At 57.0% G+C, this 21,081-nt stretch carries 18 protein-coding genes; 9 read left to right on the top strand and 9 right to left on the bottom strand.

Features of this window, described 5'->3' with window-relative positions; translation table 11 throughout:
* Positions 1 to 5 precede the first annotated feature (5 nt).
* Entirely contained in the window at positions 6 to 1,355 is a 1,350-nt protein-coding gene (locus HRH33_RS02385; RefSeq protein ID WP_167418146.1) for a hypothetical protein, read from the top strand.
* Here HRH33_RS02385 and HRH33_RS02380 read toward each other — a convergent pair.
* The 5 genes from HRH33_RS02380 to HRH33_RS02360 form a co-directional block, all read right to left on the bottom strand.
* On the bottom strand, positions 1,352 to 1,966 hold the full coding sequence (locus HRH33_RS02380; RefSeq protein WP_167418147.1) for a GNAT family N-acetyltransferase: 615 nt from the start codon (positions 1,964 to 1,966) through the stop codon (positions 1,352 to 1,354). The two genes, HRH33_RS02385 and HRH33_RS02380, sit on opposite strands and share 4 nt — an antisense overlap.
* Complete coding sequence (locus tag HRH33_RS02375) at positions 1,963 to 2,370, bottom strand: ASCH domain-containing protein (protein WP_167418148.1); 408 nt, start codon at positions 2,368 to 2,370, stop codon at positions 1,963 to 1,965. Before HRH33_RS02375 ends, HRH33_RS02380 begins: the two co-directional genes overlap by 4 nt.
* Positions 2,348 to 3,418 carry an N-acetyltransferase gene (locus tag HRH33_RS02370; protein WP_243269838.1) on the bottom strand — a complete coding sequence of 357 codons (1,071 nt, stop codon included), beginning with the start codon at positions 3,416 to 3,418 and terminating at the stop codon, positions 2,348 to 2,350. The genes HRH33_RS02375 and HRH33_RS02370 overlap by 23 nt, the downstream gene beginning before the upstream one ends.
* 5 nt (positions 3,419 to 3,423) lie before the next feature.
* On the bottom strand, positions 3,424 to 3,945 hold the full coding sequence (locus HRH33_RS02365; RefSeq protein WP_167418149.1) for an ATP-binding protein: 522 nt from the start codon (positions 3,943 to 3,945) through the stop codon (positions 3,424 to 3,426).
* A gap of 552 nt (positions 3,946 to 4,497) precedes the next feature.
* Positions 4,498 to 5,304, bottom strand: coding sequence for an MmyB family transcriptional regulator (locus HRH33_RS02360; RefSeq protein ID WP_243269839.1), 807 nt, complete (start codon positions 5,302 to 5,304; stop codon positions 4,498 to 4,500).
* A 118-nt stretch (positions 5,305 to 5,422) separates the two neighbouring features.
* Here HRH33_RS02360 and HRH33_RS02355 point away from each other — a divergent pair, with 118 nt between their 5' ends.
* Together HRH33_RS02355 and HRH33_RS02350 are read left to right on the top strand one after the other, a co-directional pair.
* Positions 5,423 to 5,782: a hypothetical protein gene (locus tag HRH33_RS02355; RefSeq protein ID WP_040265327.1), complete on the top strand. Its 360-nt coding sequence runs from the start codon at positions 5,423 to 5,425 to the stop codon at positions 5,780 to 5,782.
* A gap of 183 nt (positions 5,783 to 5,965) precedes the next feature.
* A complete protein-coding gene (locus tag HRH33_RS02350; protein ID WP_167418151.1) occupies positions 5,966 to 8,095 on the top strand; it encodes a M48 family metallopeptidase in 2,130 nt (709 codons plus the stop codon).
* A 72-nt stretch (positions 8,096 to 8,167) separates the two neighbouring features.
* On the opposite strand, the gene HRH33_RS02345 is transcribed toward HRH33_RS02350, so the two are convergent.
* The 4 genes from HRH33_RS02345 to HRH33_RS02330 form a co-directional block, all read right to left on the bottom strand.
* Positions 8,168 to 9,460, bottom strand: coding sequence for an OprD family porin (locus HRH33_RS02345; protein WP_167418152.1), 1,293 nt, complete (start codon positions 9,458 to 9,460; stop codon positions 8,168 to 8,170).
* Positions 9,461 to 9,728: 268 nt separating this feature from the next.
* Positions 9,729 to 9,941 carry a hypothetical protein gene (locus HRH33_RS02340; RefSeq protein WP_167418153.1) on the bottom strand — a complete coding sequence of 71 codons (213 nt, stop codon included), beginning with the start codon at positions 9,939 to 9,941 and terminating at the stop codon, positions 9,729 to 9,731.
* 237 nt (positions 9,942 to 10,178) lie between these two features.
* Positions 10,179 to 11,285, bottom strand: a complete 1,107-nt coding sequence (aguA, locus tag HRH33_RS02335) for an agmatine deiminase (protein ID WP_167418154.1) — start codon at positions 11,283 to 11,285, stop codon at positions 10,179 to 10,181.
* Positions 11,286 to 11,405: 120 nt separating this feature from the next.
* A complete protein-coding gene (locus tag HRH33_RS02330; protein ID WP_167418155.1) occupies positions 11,406 to 14,315 on the bottom strand; it encodes an aminotransferase in 2,910 nt (969 codons plus the stop codon).
* Between the two features lie 152 nt (positions 14,316 to 14,467).
* On the opposite strand from HRH33_RS02330, the gene rfbB reads away from it, so the two are divergent.
* The 6 genes from rfbB to HRH33_RS02300 are packed head-to-tail and all read left to right on the top strand — an operon-like array spanning position 14,468 to position 21,057.
* Positions 14,468 to 15,550 carry a dTDP-glucose 4,6-dehydratase gene (gene rfbB / locus HRH33_RS02325; RefSeq protein ID WP_034136504.1) on the top strand — a complete coding sequence of 361 codons (1,083 nt, stop codon included), beginning with the start codon at positions 14,468 to 14,470 and terminating at the stop codon, positions 15,548 to 15,550.
* Complete coding sequence (gene rfbA, locus HRH33_RS02320; protein ID WP_034111342.1) at positions 15,547 to 16,422, top strand: glucose-1-phosphate thymidylyltransferase RfbA; 876 nt, start codon at positions 15,547 to 15,549, stop codon at positions 16,420 to 16,422. The genes rfbB and rfbA overlap by 4 nt, the downstream gene beginning before the upstream one ends.
* Entirely contained in the window at positions 16,419 to 16,964 is a 546-nt protein-coding gene (gene rfbC, locus HRH33_RS02315) for a dTDP-4-dehydrorhamnose 3,5-epimerase (protein ID WP_034136503.1), read from the top strand. The genes rfbA and rfbC overlap by 4 nt, the downstream gene beginning before the upstream one ends.
* Positions 16,961 to 17,830, top strand: a complete 870-nt coding sequence (gene rfbD, locus HRH33_RS02310; RefSeq protein WP_167418156.1) for a dTDP-4-dehydrorhamnose reductase — start codon at positions 16,961 to 16,963, stop codon at positions 17,828 to 17,830. The genes rfbC and rfbD overlap by 4 nt, the downstream gene beginning before the upstream one ends.
* Positions 17,831 to 17,866: 36 nt before the next feature.
* Positions 17,867 to 19,675, top strand: coding sequence for a sensor histidine kinase (locus HRH33_RS02305; protein ID WP_167418157.1), 1,809 nt, complete (start codon positions 17,867 to 17,869; stop codon positions 19,673 to 19,675).
* Positions 19,672 to 21,057: a sigma-54-dependent transcriptional regulator gene (locus HRH33_RS02300; protein ID WP_034136500.1), complete on the top strand. Its 1,386-nt coding sequence runs from the start codon at positions 19,672 to 19,674 to the stop codon at positions 21,055 to 21,057. The genes HRH33_RS02305 and HRH33_RS02300 overlap by 4 nt, the downstream gene beginning before the upstream one ends.
* Positions 21,058 to 21,081 lie beyond the last annotated feature (24 nt).

Raw genomic sequence — 21,081 nt, 5'->3', positions numbered from 1 at the left:
GCCTAATGCGATACCCATTCTCGGGAATAATTGTACGTTACCGCAAGCCACAACAAGGAGTCTGTCAGTTTCCCGACGGAGAGATTCCTCGCGCTCAGCAGTCCAGCGCCAACAGCTTAAGCAACGACGCTTCTAGTAATACTGACTCAGGAACAACTGATCAGGCAGATAAAACACTCTGTGCCGTGTGTTCTGAAGAACTGGTAGAAAAAATCAACTCCGAGGAGAAACCGCCTCACGAAACGCGACTAAGGGATGAACTTCATATCAACATTTGGGAAGTTGGAAAAAAACCAGCTGGCCCATTTATGGATATTGGGGTAATGATTTCCGATCGTCAGAACACCGGCTTCATCCAAGTAGACTTACCGTGGGAAGTTAGCAAAAAAGATATCAGCGATCTTGGCGCCAAACTAAACGGGGAGAAAAGCGTAGCCGCCATCTTCAATGAAGTTGTGCACTATGATGGATTCGCCGAAGGAAATTTTGCAAACATTAGCTTTAGAAAAGATGGCAAAGACCAGAAGCCATTTTCACTGCTTAGGCTCAACTCCGAGCTTTTTAAAATTGAATACGTGAACCTAAGTAATGGAACTACCTCATCTCGGCTTTTAGTCGAGATTCCCCGCACTCATCCGAGCACACTAAGCCCAGACAGAAGAATATCGGCATATGTTAGATTCAGAATAAGGAATGTACCTAAAGAAATATACACAAGTACTTTTTCTCAAAAGGATCGTACCCTTATAAGCTCAAGAACTGAAATGCGAATAGTCGATTTTAGGATCAACGTTCGACGGGGCGTACCGGAGGAACTCTTAAGCGGTAGCGAAACTGTCGACTTCCCCCAGTTTGAAAGAATACATTGTTTTTTAACAACAGACCGTAGTGAAGACTGTTCATCCCAAGGAAAAACATATAACGGCTACCGCTCGCTAATGGACGAGGATGTTTGGAATGAATACATCAGATTAGACCATAGAGAACGGATATCAGAGGAAAATAGCGTAAGTAACTATTTAGGCCACCAATGGACAGCTAGTGATGATCGCGGCGTTAAAGACCTAATTGTATTAGGCCGCTTCTCAAAGAACAAATCCGGCCTACTTTTGATGACCCGATTTGTATTACTTGGCATACTATTTGGTGCAACAGGTAACGGATTATGGGAATATTTCCCAAAATGCATGAGCAATTATTCGTGCGACGATTGCGTAACATCCGCATCTAAAATGGCAGCATTTATTATAATAGGTGTATTTTTAATGCTCATAGAACCAGCCATAGACATGACTAAGAAGTTTGCATCCCGTCTGCACCGAAAGATTAAATCGCTGCTCCCATACAGAAGCTAGCCGTGAATTAACTTCTGATATTTAGAAAGTTTAAATCCGGCGGATGGCTTAAGAAGAGAGAAACTTGATTCACTCTCTATTAGACCATTAAAGCTTAGTTCAGCTTTGAAAGGCCGATAGTAATCTGGATAAAGTTTAGCAAACTCAAAACCGTAGTATTGAAAAATTTTACGGAACACCACCAACTGCTCTTCAGCAATAGATAATAGCGGGGAGTCATTGTTGAGCACTTCAAATGAGCGCTCAAAAAGCTTTAACCCAACCCCTGTACCTTGATAGGGAGGCAAAACTCTCAAACAACACAATTTCTGTTCAGACTCATCATCTTTCACTATCGCCAAACCCGATAGATCACCGCGACGATATTCTAAAAGAATGCTTCGCTCACCGGATATCAACCCCGGGAAAACTTTTTTACTAAGCCAATCATCAAAACCTGGATAATAGCCAGACAACTCAGAAAGATGATCAAATATTTTCGGCAATAAGACCTGAAATGCATCAGGATTTGAACCAAGATATTTTCTATCAATTAACCGTGGAAGCTCGGGATATTCGATCACTCCACTACCCTCCGAAAAAGGCCTATCTCTGAGCATTTCGATATTCATGACAATTCTAAAGCCACTTGACGTTCAGGTGAATCGATGTAGCAAAACGACTGGGGAGGCGTCTTAGGCCCACCTAACTCTTTCAAATCAAACGGCCTTTCATACGTTATAACTCGACCCACTGCGATCGCTATGGCACTATCTCTTCCTTCGTAATAGGCGTCAAAAAATTTCTTATTCACCCCGGCGTGTGCTTTTGTCTTTTCCCAAATTCTGCTCGGAGAGTCTTGATAAATTCGAGTCACCTCAAACTCACCCACTACCTTCCCTACCGGCCTGGTGGCATAAATTACTACTGTATGAACGGCCGGATTTGAAAACCCAACCTTCCTAAATTCGAAGCGTTTCTCACCGCTAAGAATTTTAGTAACATACTCGGGCTTAATTGACAATAAGACCTTCATTAACGCCCCCAAAATCCGCTATCCACCGCACATGATCTTCTGACAGACCAATTAAATCCCACCGAGTCCGCGTACTAATCCCGCATTCATCAATGAGCCGCCCTCTAATTATGCGCCTCATCAGCGCTGCATTATAGGTAAACTTTATTATATAATATTTTCCCTTATTAGTAAAATAGTCTTTTAGTTGATCCTTGGTAAATACGCTATACGGCTTGGTATATTTTACGAATTCCGATTCAGTGGCGAAACTCTTTATTTGCCTCACCTCTTCGACGACCACTATCGAAGAAGCAACTGAACGAAACCTAGCGTGTCCCGGGCGATCGGTTGTTCGATAAATAACAATAATATCTCCGGCACGCATTTGTTTCGCACGTGCAATTCCGGATATGTATATCTTGTGTATGCTGTTAGTGTGAGAAACATCTTCCAGGATATCGTAGTTTTCATTTTTAAGTATCGACTCAGGCAAAAATGACGAGTGATACTCAGGATAAATCGCTAATAGAAAATGCTTTCGCCCACGTAGATCGAACCTGGGAAAATCCTTCACGGGATCGCCTACTAATAAGGTGAGATCTTTGACAAATACATCCTCTATACCATCAACCGTCTCTTTCGTGCCATATCGTATGAACCCATAACGTAGAAAAAGCTCAACTAATGACTCATGCTTCGCAAAAACCGTTACATATATATAAGAAACCTTTTGATCAATGGCATTATCAAAAACTTTCTTTATAAATCTCTCTCCCAGTCTCGTTCCATGTGCGTTAATTTTTAGAGTCCCAACTTTCAACCGTCTACCCATAGGTAAAGGTGGAACAATACCTTCAGATTCCTCCTCTATCTTTAAGTACAAAAACCCATCAAGCCTTTTTTTAGGCCCCCTAAAGGTATATGCACTGTCACCCGCAGCGACCTTTTTTTTATACCAGTCAGTAAATCCTGAATAGTCCTGTTTAAGAGAGTCGAAAAACTCCTCTGCCAACTCATCGCTGGAAAACGCACCATAACTTAGGCTTTTAATAAAACTGCTGGCCATCTACGCTATTCCATAAGTCCATGTACAAAACGCTCAACCAGTACAATATCGTCATTCATGGCAGAGCAAATAGGTATATTTAGTTTTTTGGCTACATTATTAGCCCAGTGCGCTTCGGCATCAGCCAACTGTTCCAAAACCGCTGTCGACCAGATTTTCCCATCTCTAGCTCCAAGCCTTTGGAGGGCTACCTCAATTGACGTATTTAAACAAACTATCCCTACAGGCGCTATTGCCCTGAAAACATCCAAGTCAATACAGCATATATTCTGAAAATCATCTAATAGCGCAAAATGACCATCTAGAATCCAGTCATTAGAGGTCCGATTTCTATCGAGCCAGGCAATTAGAGCTCTTTGATTTCGCGCTAAGTTAGAAGTACGCTTGGTTGCATCAAATTGAAGATCAGTGATTTCTTCTTTTATTATTTCACTAATGGTTCGATGACTCAGCCCCGTGCGGTTTGCTAGCTCGTGACAGAACGTCGTTTTACCCGATCCGTGAATACCGCCAACAAAAATAACCAATTAGGTCACTCCCTTAGAGCCCGCTTTCCTAGCTATGTCCACAGTACTAATTCGCCATCACTATGTCTAGAGCACCAAACCCAGATACAACCATTGCCGCCACAATCTACATCTGAGATGTCAACATCGCGACGATACTAGATCAGATCCCACCAGTTTCTGAACGATCTGTTGAGCACCACTGCAGCCTAAGCTCTCTCTGGGCCTGTTTTCTTAAGCTAAGAGGTAGAGCCTCATTTTTCTACGTTAAACCTTATCAATATCAGGTAATTACGTTTCCGTTCGACTCCTGGTGCCGCACCATATCTCAAAGCCCCGCAATGCGGGGCTTTGTGGTTTCTGGGGTTTGGGAAACGGCGAAAATCCTATGTCTCGTTTTCGTCAAAACGTCCACACTCATTTTTGAATCGGTTTTTTATATGCTGCCACCGGGACAATGGCGGAAAGCGCACCTAGCCGCGGAGAAGAAAGGGGGCTGACCTCGCTTTTACTGGCGTACTAAGCGTCTGGCGGACACCCCCTATGAATGTATTGAGCCGAAGATAAGGGGCATCAGCGTTTCAATTGTTCATAGGCTCGGCCCATGACTTCCCAGGTTCTCGCATCAGCAGGAATCAGATGCTCAATACGCAGCGACTCCATAGTAATGTCGAGAGGCATGCCAAATGTTGTGAAAGTTGACATGAATTTCAGTTCCCCGTGCCTTGAGTCGATCCGTGTCAGCACTAACGGAGGCGGTTCGTTTGCCAACGTGGAAGCCTCTTGAGGCGCGGGGAGGCTTTTCAGAAGCGTCGCGAGCCCTGGGTTGCTCAGGGCCTCTCTAGCGGCCCTTTGCCAGGCAATCAATCTGATTTCCTCGGCATTGCTCAGATGATCGCCCAACCCTCCAGGCTCCAGCAGCGTTACCAAAAGATTTAGGCCAATCGCTGCATCGGTACTCAGACCGACCAGTTCGAACAACACTCCAGCGCTGGCGTTGGCGGCCAATATCTCCCACTGACTCCCCAAGACAATCGCTGGTGCGGGGTTGTTGGCATGAAGGAGATGAGTAATAGCGTCACGAACAGCCTCCATGCTTGGCGAGGAAAGAGGTGTCGCTTCGTAGCGCGGTGCGTAACCACTGGCGAGAAAGACACTGTTGCAGAGCTCTAGAGGCGCATCGAGCGCCATAAGTAGGTTATGCAGGGTGCCCGGGCTTGGCTTGGCGCGCCCTGTCTCAATGCAACTGAGGTGGCGCTGAGAAATACTCGACATCAAGGCGAGGTCGAGTTGGCTCAATTTTGCCTGACGTCGCAGTTGCCGCAACTGCTCACTTGCGGTGATGGAGGGTGTCGTTCGAGAAAAAGATCGGGGGCTCATTGTTCGACTCTGACGGCGCGAATTGGCTGAGTCCATGACCTGTGAGGTCATTGATCTCGTCGTGACAATATCACTACCTTGTCAGCGTTGATCATCGCTTATTGCTCAAGGAGGACAAATGAACAGACCCTACCTCTCGCTTTCCACGTTGGTGATTTTTTCAATGTATACAGCGGGTACTATGTTCGTTGCCGATCAATCGCTGATCGACTTCGGCCGGGAGTTAATATCGAGCCCGGACACTGCCCAAGTAGTTATTGACCTTTACCTGCTCGGCGTCCTCGCCTGCATCTGGATGTATCGAGACGCTCGGTCCAAAGGCCGATCTGCGGTCTCTCTTGTGCCTTACTTTCTAATAACGGCAGTCTTCGTATCGATTGGTCCATTGCTTTACATCGTTATCAACGGATTCGCCAGGAAGAAGCTGCCTACGGATAGCACCGGTTACAGCATCAATAGCTCGCGCAATGTCGACTAAAAGAAATGAAGAGGAAGCCCGTTGGCGTTTGGCAATTCCTGCTTTTTCAGATATCCGGCCGTGAGGACTGCTGATCGATATGCATAAGGGCCTCGGTCAGCGAGGTGACCGCCAAAAGCACTTTGCCCACCCCCAACCCTTTTCGGTATAACCAACATCCCCCAGCGTCACGAACGGATTCCCATGAACGCTCTAAAACTCGTCGCCCTTTTGGTGATTTTCCCGCTGCTGTTGGCTGCCCTGGGTAACTGGGAGCGGCAGCGTGCGGAGGAGATGAGCAATGCGATGATCGATTACCACAGCAATGTGAGCATCGCGAAACAGCAACTGCGGGCGCTGGCAGCGAGGAACCCTACGGCCAGTGTCGATCTGCCGAATGAGAAGATCAGCGTGCAGTTGGCGCTCTCACGTCTGGAAAAGATCGAGGCGGAGTTACCCACGGCTCATCAGGTGAATCGGGCGATGCGCGGGTTGGCGCCGTGGGTGGTGGGGTTCGGTTTGCTGGCGGCGGTGATCGGCCTGGCGGCGTTGGCCGGGACGCACTGGGCGGGGCGACAGGCGTTGCAATCGCGAGAAACATTACTACGTGTGTTCACCCAAGGTAGTCGGTTGTTGCCTTATGGGCTGGTGAGCCATGTGGTGGCGATGGCGGCGGCGGTGGCGCTGGCCTTGTGTTTCGAAGGCTTGGGGATGTGGCATGTAGGCCGGTTGGGCAGTGGCGAAGTCAAGTTGATGGCGGTGCTGGGGGTGGTTGCGGCGTTCTGCCTGTATTCCATCTGGCTGCTGCTGCGGCAATTGCGCCACATGCTGGTGATGTTCACGCCGGCGCCCATGGAGATTTTCGCGCGGGAAGTTACGCCCGTACAGGCTCCAGGTTTATGGCGCCAGGTGAGTGAATTGGCGGGGCGGCTCGGTGCTTTGCCGCCCGACCATATCGTGGTGAGCTTGGCCCAAGGCTTTTACGTCACTTCCAGCGACGCCACGTTGCTGCCGGCGCACTCCTCGCTGCATGGGCGGACGTTGCATGTGCCGTTGCCGTACCTGGGGCTGCTGGATCCGGCGGAAATCAATGCCGTGATTGGTCATGAGCTGGCGCACTTTGTGGGGCAGGACACGGAGTACAGCCTGCGTTTTCTGCCGATCTACGATGGGGTCAATCGCAGCCTGGAGGCGCTGCAAGAGACATTGCTGGCCAGTGACTTGATCCAAGGGTGGCTGATGCGTCCGTCGTTTCTGTTCGGGGTGTTTTTCATACAGCGCTTCGACCACGCGGTGAACCATTGGAGTCGCGAGCGCGAACTGCTGGCCGATGCCGCCGGCGCGCGGTTGGCCGGTAATGGGGCGGCAGCCTCGGCCTTGCTGCGCGTTTCGGTGTTGCAACCGCACCTAGAGGACGCGTTGATCACGTTGTGCGAGACGGCGTCGACAGCAGACCTGACCCAGGGCCTGCTGATTGCATTACGCGAACAAGCCTTGCAACTACCGCCTGACGCACTGGACATTCACCAACCACACCCAACCGACTCCCACCCTTCCAACGGCGAACGCCTGCAAGCCCTGAACGTGTCGCTGGATGAGACCACGCGCAACGCTACCCGCGCGGTGGATGTCGAGGCGGCGCAGGCGCAGTTGGCGGTTTTTTTCAGTTCGGTGTCAGCGCTTAGCGAACAGCTGTCCGACGACTTGATCCAGGCCGTGGTCGCCGAAGACGAGGCACAAACCGAACTGCTGGAAACGCTGGCCGCTTCCGCTCAGGGCGAACACGCCTTACACGAGGGTGGCCGGCGGCGCGCCCTGATCACGACGGTACTGGCGGCGCCGTTTGTGGTGCTCGGGCTGCTGATCATGAGTCTGCCTTGGCTCGATCCATCGCGCGTGAAAGGCACGCCGCTGTCGACCTTCGGTGCCGGCGGGGCCATCGCCAGCATCGCGCTGATCTTTGTGTGGCTGGGCGTGCGCCGTTACAAACGCGCGCCGCAGATCGCGCTGCGGCTCACGCCGGAGCATTTTGTGTTTGCCAACCTGGCGCAACCGCTGCCGATCGAGCATATCGCCAATGTGTCGCTGCAACCGATTCAAGGCATCTGGCTCACGCTTGAACTGACGGACGAAGCACCGCTGCCCGAACTGCGCAAAGCGGCGTTCGGCGTGCCGGGGGTGCGACTCAATAAGAAGAAGCGCCTGGTGGTGTTGCAGATGGCGCAGTTGTGCATCGATAACCGAAAGATCGCGCCTTACGAAGGGCTGTCGCTGATAACCGATTACGTGAATGCGTCGCTGGCGCGCAGCATCTTGCAAAGCCGTCAGGACTGATCGGCGCCTATAAAAAAACCCCGAACCAGTCGGGGTTTTTATCGCCTGACATCAGGCGCAACGTGCGGTCAATCAGAACACGTTGATTGGGTAGTCAGCGAACAGACGCAGTTCGTTACCGCCCACGTTGTAGTTGCTGGCGTTGTTGGAGACGCGCAACCAGGACGCACGAGCGCGCAGGCTCAGGTCTTTGGCCGGGCCGCTCTGAACGACGTACTTGAACTGGTTGAAGATTTCCCGCTCGGTGCCATCGCCACGGTTGGAGCCGTCATCGATGTTGGTGCCGCGTACGTAGGCCACGTTGTAGGTCAGGCCAGGCACGCCGAAGGTGCTGAAGTCCAGGCCGTAACCGACCTGCCAGGAGCGCTCGTCCTTGCCGTTGAAGTCGGACCAGTAGGAGTTGGCCAGCAGGATGGTGTTGCCGCCGTCACCGATGCCGGTGTCCGGAGTGTTATCGCGGTAGCCGCCATACAGGTAGCCGGTATCGCCAGTGCTGCGCTGATGGGCCACGGTGAAACTGTGCGGGCCGACAGCCCAGGTAGCGCCCAGGCTCCAGATTTTGTTATCACGGGCATCGGCATCGCCGCGCTGTTCGGCGAAGCTCCTGTCCAGCTTGGTTTTGTAGCCGTTGAAGTCAAAGGTCAGCGACTGTTTCTCTGGCAGGGCCAGCACGTAGTTGACGTTGACGTATTGCTTCTTCAGCACGTCTTCCATATCGGACGCGTACAGAGCGGCGGACAGGCTTTCGGTGAATTTATAGCTACCACCGAGGTAGTTGATGCTCTTGAGGTTACCGCTGTCGGTACCTTCAGCACTCTTGCGTGCTTCCTTGGTGAAATGACCGGCGTCCAGTTGCAGGCCTTCGATCTCTTTGGAAACGATCGAGGTGCCGGTATAGGTTTCGGACAACAGGCGGGAGTTGTCGTAGGCCAGAACCGGGACGTTAGGGAACTGATCACCGTACTTGAGCACGGTGTTGGACACCCGGAACTTCACGGCAGCGCCGCCTTTGGCCAGGTCGTCTGCGGCCGAGCCGCTATCGCCCTGCTTAAAGAAGTCGATGCCGCCAGCGCCGCTGCGGCCTTTACCGCCGTCCAAGCGAATAGCGTACTGACCGATCACGTCCACACCCACGCCGACGGTGCCCTGGGTGAAGCCGGACTCGAATTTACCGATGAAACCCTGGCCCCACTCGGCTTTGTCTTGCTTGCCGTTTTTGTAGTCACGGCTGATGTAGGCGTTACGTGCGGCGATATTCAGGTGGCTGTCTTCGACAAAACCCTTGGATTGGTCCTGGTCGTTGGCCATTGCTGTCGATGCGCTCAAAATCCCCAGAGCGATCAGACTCATCCGTTGCTTCAACATGTTCTTGTATTCCTTATTACGGGTTGAGTACGCGCTGTGATACCAGGCTCCATGTCGCTTTCTGATATCGACTTTTTCCAGAAAAAAGAAAGCCCGCGGACGACTGAACATGCCGCGGGCCTTTTTTTATTGGAAGAGTCATGGCGGTTAGCCACAGGCGTTGGCGCAATCCTAGTCGCGCGTTGAACTATGTGTCAATTTCGCGAATCGTCTGTATTTAGGCGAAATAATTCTAAGGAGATGTTGATGACATGTCTAAAAACGACAACTAATTGCGCATCACCTCGCACAGCGCGTGCACTTCATCCTCACTGAACAACCCCTGCGGGTAGCGTTCACTCAATACACTGCGCAGGTCAGGTTGCCTGACCTGCCGCGCGCTGTTTTCCTTCAACCAGAGCGCCAGGGCATGGATGGCGTCACTGTCGACCCGTGAAGGATGAAGCAGGCGCGCGCGCATGGGGTTGATTTCGACGTTCATTTCAGCGCTCTCTCCGACTGCGTGAGCGGCTAACTTACTCAAGGTTTATGACAGAACTGCGCAGTCATCACCTTGGGCCACTGCTATGGCAAAACCGATACAAGAGCTATGCCAATGCGCCAGATTCAGGGGCCTGCGCGCACAAAAAAGCCCGCGGGCTAGTAAGGCCGCGGGCTTGCCTTGGACGCTGGAGGCGCGTAGCGCCAGGTCGTCGTTAAAGCGCTGTTACAACCGCACTCAGTTTTTATGCGGCGCAGGCTGCTGTTGAGTCAGGCAGTGAATATTGCCGCCACCCAGTAACAATTCACGACCCGGCACCATCACCACTTCATGTTGCGGGAAGAGGTCCTGCAGGATGCGCTTGGCTTCATGGTCGAGCGGATCGTCGAAGCTCGGCGCGATGATGCCGCCGTTGACGATCAGGAAGTTGACGTAGGAACCAGCCAGCCGCACGGTCGGATTACGCTCCTGGGAACCGTCCACCGGGTCGACCCCGGCGCACTCTTCTTCGGTGGCATACAAGGGCCCCGGAATCGGCATTTTGTGCACTGTAAACGAGCGGCCCTGGGCATCGGTGCTGCGTTGCAGGACGTCCATGGCGGCATGGCAGCGCGCGTAGTTCGGGTCTTGTGGGTCATCGGTCCAGGCCAGCAATACTTCGCCCGGGCGCACGTAGCAGCAGAAGTTATCCACATGGCCATCGGTTTCGTCGTTGAACAGGCCGTCCGGCAACCAGATGATTTTATCCACCGCCAGATTGGCGCTCAGCACCGCTTCGATCTCGGCGCGGTCGAGGTGCGGGTTACGATTGCGGTTGAGCAGGCATTCTTCGGTGGTGATCAGGGTGCCTTCGCCATCAACGTGGATCGAACCACCCTCCAGCACAAAACCTTCGGTGCGGTAACGGGGGGCGCGCTCGATCTCAAGGATTTTGCCGCCTACTTGTGTGTCACGGTTCCACGGCGCGTAGAGGCCGCCGTCGAAACCGCCCCAAGCGTTGAAATCCCAATTGACGCCGCGCACTTCGCCGCTGTTGTTGATCACGAATGTCGGGCCGGTGTCCCGCACCCAAGCGTCATCGCTGGACATTTCCACCACGCGAATATTCGGCACATCCAAACGCGCCCGCGCGTTTTCATATTGGCCGGCGGACACGCACACCGTCACCGGCTCGAACCGCGCAATGGCCTTGGCCACGGCCACATGGGCCGCCTGCGCCGGCTTGCCACCCAGGCGCCAGTTGTCCGGGCGCTCAGGCCAGATCATCCAGGTCTGGGTCTGTGGCGCCCATTCGGCGGGCATATGGAAGCCATCGGCGCGGGGAGTGCTGTGCAAAGTGGTCATGGCGTTCGGTGCTCCGAAGGGGTGATGGCCGACTTTATAACGGATAAAAATCGGCTTTAAAAGCAGTTAAGAGGCTTTAGCTTGAAGCATCCGGCCTCATTATCGATAAGAATCGACTATTTATAACTGTTCATCGAGCACCTTCGACAGCATGTCGACGAAGAAATCCACGCTGCTGCGGGAAGTGACCATCGGTGGTTTGATCTTGAGGATGTTCAGATAATCACCGGTAGGCTGCATGAAAATGCCCAACTCCCGTAAGCGGTCGCACAGTATTTTGGTTTCCTCGGTGGCAGGCTCCAGGGTATGCCGGTCGCGAACCAGTTCCAGGCCAAGGTAGAAACCGGACCCATGCACCGCGCCGACCAACGGGTGACGCTCGATCAGGGCTTCCAGGCGAGCTTTGAAATGCCCACCGACCACTTGGGCGTTTTCCCACAGCTTTTCTTCTTCCATCACATCCAGCACTGCCATGCCGATCCGGCAACTGACCGGGCTGCCGCCAGAAGACGAGAAGAAGTAGCCTTCAGCCTCCAACGCTTCGGCGATTTCGCGGCGAGTGATCACGGCCCCCAGTGGCTGGCCGTTGCCCATGCCTTTGGCCATGGTGATGATGTCGGGCACCACGCCCTGCTCCTCGAAGCCCCAGAAGAACCGCCCCATGCGCCCATAACCGACTTGCACTTCATCGGCGATGCACACGCCGCCCTGAGCGCGCACCAGGCCATACACCTGTTGCAGATAGCCCGGCGGCAGCGAGATGCCACCGGCGTTGCCATACACCGGTTCGCAGATAAAGCCTGCCAGTTGGCGTTTGCTGGCGGCGATTTTCGCCAGGTTGTGCTCCACGCTGCGTACGTAGTCCGGGGCACTGTCCTGCCCACGGAACTCACCGCGATAGGTGTTGGGCGCCGTCACTGGGTGCACCCAGTCCGGACGACTGCTCAAGGCCTGGGGGTTATCGGCAATCGAGGTGGACACCGCGTCCGCCGCCACCGACCAGCCGTGGTACGCCTCCAGTACGCTGAGCATGTCGCGCCCGCCGCTGTAGGCCCAGGCCAGGCGAATGGCCAGGTCGTTGGCTTCGGTGCCGCTGTTGACCAGAAAAACACGGTCCATGCCCGCCGGCGCCAAGGCCATTAGGCGTTCGGAAAACTCCGTGACGGCGGCATAGTGAAAGCGTGAGTTGGTGTTGAGCAGCGACCATTGCCGCGCCGCCACCGCAGCCATGCGCGGATGCCCATGGCCGAGCACCGCCACGTTGTTGAGCATGTCCAGGTAGGAACGCCCCTGCATGTCGATCAGGTGGTTGCGCCAGCCCCGCTCGATACGCGGCGGATCGGTGTAATAGTGCTTTTGCGAGCGCGCAAAACTGGCGTCGCGGCGAGCCAGCAGAGCGTGAGCGTCCAGTTCAGGCTCGGCGTCGCAAGCCAGCCCCAGCACAGCAGCAGGCGACGGGCAGAGGATTTGCCAGGCCGATGCGCGCGAAGGCGTGCAAAACAGCGGCGGTTCGAGATCGGCGCGGCACAGTTGTACGGTCAGCGGCGCTTGAACCTCGCCAAACACTTGCCCTTTGACCAGCAGCGCACCCGGTTTGAGGGAGGGTTTGACCCCCATCAAGCGAACGCTCGACTCGACGCCCTGCAGGCTCACGACCCCATCAGCGTCCTGGTGCAATGTACCGGCGAAAGGCGCTTCCAGCACCGTGCCGTGGGGCACATGCAGCTCGACGTGCAGGGGAAAGGTCTCCGGCTCGGCGGCGCTGTCAGGGACGGTGCGCGACAGCCGATATTGCCCGTAGCGGCTGGCCGCCAACCCATGAACTGCTGCTGCTTCGTCCAGCAGCCTGCGATCGACACCGGGTGTCTCCCAATTGCCAGCCTCGAAATGCGGGCTGAGCACCCCGAGGTCGATCAACGCAAATTCGCGACCGACCAGCTCCGGTAACAGTGGGGCAAAATCCTGGCTGGCGATGGGCGTCGGCGTTTCGCCAACGCTGCTCAAAATCGCCGCTTCCATCAGTTCGAACGGCACCGAGGTCGCCACATGGAAGATTTCCCACTCATGCTCGGCATTTTTCAGCAGGTAGCTGTTATCCGGGTCCAAGCGTTGCTGCTGCTCACTGCTCAGCACCAGCACCGCCGCCCGCGCAACGATCAGCGGCCACAGCACCTGTAACTCTTCGCGTTGCAAAGGGGTCACGGCATGGCAGGCCTGGATCGCCGGCAAAATCGCAAAGGGGTCGCCTTCGGCATGGTGCAGCAGGGCCGCGCAAGTCACCGACAGATCAGCGATGCGCCAGGTGTGAACCAGATCGCCGAAGTCGATCACCCCTTGGATGTGCCAATGACGCTGGGCATCGCGCTGCCACAGCACGTTGTCATCGGTGATATCCATGTGAACGGCTTGCCACGGCAGGCGCTCGGCCAAAGGGCGAATTCGGGCTTGAACCTGCGCGGCCACGCGCTCCAACGCGTCACGGTGCGGGAGGCGTTCCAGGCTGGTCAGCAGGTGGGTGATCAGTTCCGGAGCATGGCGCGGGTCCCACTGCAGCGTGCGCTCAAGGCCCCCATGCTCGAACGGCGCGAGCGCAAGGCTCATGCGGCCGCACAGGTCACCGAACCCGGCTATCACCTCGCGACCCAAGTGCGGCATGTGGGTCAACGGCTGGCCGTCGAGATAGTCCAGCAGCCGCAAATGCAGGGTTTGCCCGCCGATGGTCAAGGTGAGCAACTCATCGCCAGCCAGGGTCTTGATGACCTTAGGCACACGCACCTCGGCGTGCGTCTGCAGGTGACCCAGCGCCGCGTGCTGAGCCTGCAGCTCCAACGCCGCGTAGTCACCCCGGCAGATTTTCAGAACAAACCGCCCATGGGGGGTGTCGACTCTGTAATTGAGGTCTTGCTGGCTGCCCAGCGACTGCAAAGTGCCAGCAAGGCCATAGTGCTGCGCCAAGAGTTGAGTGGCCTGATCGAGGCCTACTTGCGGGCAAGGTAGACTGGCGCGATGGATCAACGTGGCGAGCAGCATGGTCAGAGCCTCTGATTTTTAGGCGTGTATATCGCCATTGTTTTGGGGGGTTAAGCAACCCCCTGCTTATAACCGTGCTTGCGCCGCCCCGCTGCGCAACTCAAGCTATGCTTCATCCGCTTAATGTCCGTCTAAGGAAAAGGCCCTCCGACATGCGCATTTTCATCACCGGTGGCGCCGGATTTATCGGCTCAGCCCTGATCCGCCATCTGATTCAACACACCGAGCACGAAGTGCTCAACCTCGACAAACTCACCTACGCTGGCAACCTGGAGTCGCTGACCAGCATCGCCTCCAACAGCCGCTATGAGTTTGTCCAGGCCGATATCATCGACCAGGCCACCGTCAGCGCCGTGCTGGCACGCTTCGAGCCCCATGCGATCATGCACCTGGCCGCCGAGTCCCATGTCGACCGTTCGATTGACGGTCCGTCGGATTTTATCCAGACCAATATCGTCGGCACCTACAGCCTGCTCGAAGCCGCCCGTGCCTACTGGCATACGCTGACCGAGCCGGCCAAAAGCGCCTTTCGCTTTCATCACATTTCTACCGATGAAGTGTATGGCGACCTGCACGGCGTGGATGACCTGTTCACCGAAACCACGCCCTACGCTCCCAGCTCGCCCTACTCAGCCAGCAAGGCCGCATCCGACCACTTGGTGCGCGCCTGGCACCGTACCTACGGCCTGCCTGTGCTGCTGACCAACTGTTCGAACAACTACGGCCCGTTCCATTTCCCCGAAAAGCTGATTCCGCTGGTGATCCTCAATGCCCTCGCGGGCAAGCCATTGCCGGTCTACGGTGATGGTTTGCAGGTGCGGGACTGGCTGTTCGTCGAAGACCACGCCCGCGCTCTATTGAAAGTGGTCACCGAAGGTGTGGTCGGCGAGACCTACAACATCGGCGGCCATAACGAACAAAAGAACATCGACGTGGTGCGCGGTATCTGCTCCCTGCTGGAAGAACTGGCGCCGCAACGGCCCGCAGGCGTCGCGCAATTCACCGACCTGATCACTTTCGTCAAGGATCGGCCAGGTCACGACCAACGCTACGCGATCGACGCCAGCAAGATCGAACGCGAACTGGGCTGGGTTCCGGAAGAAACCTTCGAAACCGGTCTGCGCAAAACCGTGCAGTGGTACCTCGATAACCTGGAATGGTGCCGCAGGGTCCAGGACGGCAGTTATCAGGGCGAACGATTGGGCAACACCGACACGAAGGATCTGATTGCATGATGAAGGGAATCGTATTGGCCGGTGGCTCCGGCACGCGCTTGCACCCCATTACCCTGGGTGTGTCCAAACAGCTGTTACCGGTGTACGACAAGCCGATGATCTACTATCCCATCTCAGTGCTGATGCTGGCGGGGATCAAGGACATCTTGGTGATTTCCACCCCGGTGGACTTGCCGCAATACCGCAACCTGCTTGGCGACGGCAGCCAGTTCGGCGTGCGGTTCAGTTACGCCGAACAGCCTTCTCCGGATGGCCTGGCGCAGGCGTTTATCATCGGCGAAGAGTTTATCGGTGACGACCCGGTCTGCTTGATCCTGGGCGACAACATTTTCCATGGCCAGCACTTCGGCGATCAATTGCGCACAGCCGCCAATCGCCCGTCCGGCGCGACTGTATTCGGCTATTGGGTCAAAGACCCGGAGCGCTTCGGCGTGATCGACTTCGACAACGAAGGCCGCGCCCTTTCAATCGAAGAAAAACCCGCCAAGCCGAAGTCCAGTTACGCCGTGACCGGCCTGTATTTCTACGACAACGATGTGATCAAGATCGCCAAGGCGGTCAAGCCTTCGCCTCGCGGTGAACTGGAGATCACTGACGTCAACAACGCGTACCTGCAGCGTGGAGATCTGCATGTGGAACGCTTTGGGCGTGGCTTTGCCTGGCTCGACACGGGCACCCATGACAGCTTGCTCGAAGCCTCGACGTACGTGCAGACCATCGAACATCGCCAAGGTCTGAAAGTCGCTTGTCTTGAAGAAATCGCCTACGAGAATGAGTGGATCGACCGCAACCACCTGCTGCAGCGCGCCCAATATTTTGGCAAGACCGGCTATGGTCAATACCTGTACTCGCTGGCGGGAGATAGCCAGTGAACGTGGTTGAAACCTCACTTCCCGGTGTTGTAATCCTCGAACCCAAAGTCTATGGCGACGACCGAGGTTTTTTCTACGAAAGTTTCAACGCCAGGACGTTCAAGCAGGCCACGGGCCTCGAACGCAACTTCGTACAAGACAACCATTCGCGCTCGCAAAAGGGTGTGCTGCGGGGCTTGCACTATCAGTTGGTAGACACACAGGGAAAACTCGTGCGTGTCACCGCAGGTGAGGTGCTCGACGTGGCGGTGGATATTCGCCGCAGTTCTCCGAACTTCGGTCAATGGGTGGGGGTCCGTCTGTCGGCTCAGAACCACCGCCAACTGTGGGTACCCGAAGGTTTTGCTCATGGGTTCGTGGTGTTGAGTGAATACGCAGAGTTTCTCTACAAGACCACTGATTACTATCAGCCCAGTGCTGAGCGCTGCATCGCATGGAACGACCCAACGCTGGCAATTGATTGGCAACTGACCGAGACGCCGCAACTGTCCGTCAAGGACCAGGCCGGCAAACGCTTGGTGGAAGCGGACCTGTTCCCATGAAAATCCTCATCACCGGCCAACACGGCCAAGTCTCCCAGGCTCTTCAACAGCGTCTGCCCCCGCTTGGCGAACTGATCGTGCTGGGTCGCGAGCAACTGGACCTGACCAACGTCGACCAAATCCGCCAGCAGGTCCGTGCCCACCGCCCCGGCCTGATCATCAACGCGGCCGCCCACACGGCGGTCGACCAGGCCGAAAGCGAGCCGGAGGTGGCCTTCGCCATCAATGCCATCGCCCCCGGCATTCTGGCTGAGGAGGCCAAGGCCCTGGGCGCGCCGCTGATCCACTACTCCACCGACTACGTGTTCGACGGCAGCAAACCGGCGCCGTACACCGAGGCCGATACGCCGAACCCGTTGGGGGTGTATGGCCAAAGCAAGCTCGCCGGCGAGCAGGCGATTGCGGCAGTGGGAGGCGAGCATCTGATTCTGCGCACCAGTTGGGTGTATTCCAACCACGGCAAGAACTTCCTGCTGACCATGCAACGCCTGCTGCAGGAAAAGCCGCAGATGCGCATCGTCGCCGACCAGATCGGTGCGCCGACCTGGGCCGGCACCATCGCCGACAGCACTCGCGCCCTGATCGAACATTGGCAGGCTGGGGCCGCCGGCGCGTGGGGGGTGTATCACCTGACGGCCCAAGGCGAAACGTCGTGGTTCGGCTTTGCCCAAGCCATCGGCGAGCATCTGCGGGCCACCGGCAAAGCCTGCGCCGAGCTGGAGGCCATCCCTTCCAGCGCTTACCCGACACCCGCCAAACGCCCGCTGAACTCGCGTCTGGACTGCAGCCGCTTGCAGCAACAGTGGCATGTCGCCCAACCGCATTGGCTGGACGCACTGCGCGAGTGTCTTGCACAGCCGCACTAGGCATAATGCGCCTGTACCCCCAGGCGCACGACTCCCATGACTCCACCCCTTCCGCGACGACCCCGCTGGCGCAGCCTCGCATTGCTGGCGTTGTGCCTGGCCCCGCTGCTGTGGCCGCTGGAACACCTGGCCGAGCGCTACTATCGCAGTGAGCTGGCCGGACAAAACCGCCAGACCCTCGACCTGTACGTCGCCAACCTGTTGGGTACCCTGCACCGCTACGAAGTACTGCCGCAGATCCTCGGCGATCTGCCCGCCCTGCGCACCGCGCTGGCGGCGCCCGAGGTCAGTACCCACCTGGCCAACGCTAACCTGCTGCTCAAAGACGTGGCGGCCCAGGCCGGCGTGGAAGTGATGTATCTGATGGACACCACCGGTAAGACCCTCGCCGCGTCGAACTGGGATAAACAGGACAGCTTCGTCGGACGTAACTTTTCATTCCGCCCCTACTTCAGTGAAGCCATGGCCGGGCGCTTGGGTCGATTCTTCGGCCTGGGCACCACCTCCGCCAAGCGCGGGTACTTCTTCGCCGCGGCGGTGCGCGACGGTGAAAAAGTCATCGGCGTGCTTGTGGTCAAGGTGGACCTGGATCACACCGAAAGCCTGTGGGGTAACACCCCGGAACAACTGCTGGTCACCGACCACAACGGCGTGGTGATCCTGACGTCACGCCCGCAATGGCGATTCCGCGCCACGCGCCCGCTCACCCCCGAAGAGCGGCAGGCCATCATCGCAATCCAGCCCTACCCGACCCGCGATCCACAGCCGCTGAACCTGAGCAGCACCGCCTGGTTGCGCCAGTCCACGGCCATCGCCGAAACCGGCTGGAACGTGGAAATCCTCGCGCCGAAATCCTTGATCAGCCGCCCGGTGCGCACCGTGGTGGCCGTGGGCGGCGCGGCACTGCTGGTGCTGATGCTGTTGCTCGGTCTGTTGATGCAGCGCCGTCGCCACTATCTGGAGCGTATTGCCTTTGAGGCCAAAGCCCGCCGCGAACTGGAAATGCGTGTGGCCGAACGGACCAGCGACCTGGAAGGCCTTAACCGACGCCTGAAACAAGAAGTGCTGGAGCGCGAACACGCCCAGCAGGAACTGGTGCGCGCCCAGGATGATCTGGTACAGGCCGGCAAGCTGTCGGCGCTGGGGACCATGTCGGCGAGCATCAGCCACGAACTCAATCAGCCCTTGGCTGCGATCCGCAGCTACGCCGAAAACGCCGAGATCCTGCTCGATCACCAACGCACCGACGACGCGCGCGGCAACCTCAAACTGATCAGCGAACTGACCGGGCGCATGGCCTCGATCATCGCCCACCTGCGCGCCTTTGCCCGCCGCGACCGCCATGCCCCCGAGAGCGTGGCGCTGCAACCGGCGCTCGATGACGCCCTGGCGCTGCTGGCCAAGCGCCGCCGCTCGATGGAAGTGGAATTGATCCGCGATCTGCCGGAAGCCACGCTGTGGGTGCAGGCCGGCGAAACCCGCCTGCGCCAGGTACTGGGCAACCTGCTGGCCAACGCCCTGGACGCGCTGACCGAAAAAGGCCAGCCGCGCAAACTCTGGCTGAGTGCCGAAACCACCGAGCAAGGCGTCAACCTGTACATTCGCGACAACGGCCCAGGCTTTTGCATGGAAGCCCTGGGCCGCGCCAGCGAGCCGTTCTATACCACCAAGACGCGCACACAAGGCCTTGGGCTGGGCCTGGCCATCTGTGAAACCCTGATGCGCGCCTTTGGCGGCGAACTGCTGTTTGCCAACCACAAGGAAGGCGGCGCGCTGTTAACTTTGAAATTGCGTGCCGGTTCGCCGGGCGTCAGTCTGCAACCCTCCGAGGACCGCAGTGTATGAGTATAGATAACCAGATTCAGGTGGTGCTGATCGACGACGACCCGCACTTGCGTCAGGCCCTGTGCCAGACCCTGGACCTGGCCGGGTTGAAGGTCCTGCCTTTGGCCGAAGCCACCGGCCTCACCGCGCAGCTGTCGCGGGACTGGCCGGGGGTGGTGGTCAGCGATATCCGCATGCCCGGCATGGACGGCCTGGAACTGTTGGCCGAGCTGCACGGCCAGGACCCGGATCTACCGGTGTTGCTGATCACCGGCCACGGTGATGTACCGCTGGCTGTGCAAGCCATGCGCGCCGGGGCCTATGACTTTCTCGAAAAGCCTTTCGCCAGCGACGCTTTGCTCGATAGCGTGCGCCGCGCCCTGGCGTTGCGTCGATTGGTGCTGGACAACCGCAGCCTGCGCCTGGCCCTTAGCGACCGCCAGCAACTGAGCACGCGCCTGGTGGGGCATTCGCCGCAGATGCTGCGCCTGCGCGAGCAGATCGGCGCCCTGGCCGCAACCAAGGCCGACGTGCTGATCCTCGGCGAAACCGGCGCCGGTAAAGAAGTGGTGGCGCGCGCGTTGCACGATCTATCGAGCCGACGCAGCGGGCCGTTCGTGGCGATCAACGCCGGGGCCCTGGCCGAGTCGGTGGTCGAAAGCGAACTGTTCGGCCATGAACCCGGCGCATTTACCGGTGCGCAGAAGCGCCGCATCGGTAAGTTCGAGTTTGCCAATGGCGGTACGTTGTTTCTGGATGAAATCGAAAGCATGAGCCTGGACGTGCAGGTCAAGCTCCTGCGTCTGTTGCAGGAGCGCGTGGTCGAGCGCCTGGGCGGCAACCAGTTGATCCCCCTGGACATCCGCATCATCGCCGCGACCAAGGAAGACCTGCGCCAGGCCGCCGACCAGGGCCGCTTCCGCGCCGACCTGTATTACCGTCTCAACGTGGCGCCGCTGCGCATCCCGCCGCTGCGCGAACGGGGCGAGGATGCGCTGATGTTGTTCCAACACTTTGCCGACGAAGCCAGCAGTCGCCATGGCCTGCCGCTACACGAACTGCAACCGGGCCAGCGCGCATTGCTGTTGCGCCACAGCTGGCCGGGTAATGTGCGGGAACTGCAGAATGCCGCCGAGCGCTTTGCACTGGGCCTGGAGCTGGCCCTGGACAGCTCGGCGGACAACCCCACCGGCAGCGTGCTGACATCCACGCCGGGCGGCTTGAGCGAACAGGTCGAACAGTTCGAAAAAAGCCTGATCGCCGCCGAACTCGCCCGCCCCCACAGTTCTCTGCGCAGCCTCGCCGAAGCCCTCGGCGTACCGCGCAAGACCTTGCACGACAAACTACGCAAGCACGGGCTGAACTTCGCCGACAGCGCCCAGCACAGTGCCGACGACGAATGACCCTTCCTACCCGCCAAGAGGCCA

Origin of the sequence: Pseudomonas rhodesiae (assembly GCF_013285305.1) — a bacterium.
GTDB lineage: Bacteria > Pseudomonadota > Gammaproteobacteria > Pseudomonadales > Pseudomonadaceae > Aquipseudomonas > Aquipseudomonas rhodesiae.
This window is presented reverse-complemented; position numbering and strand designations above follow the sequence as displayed.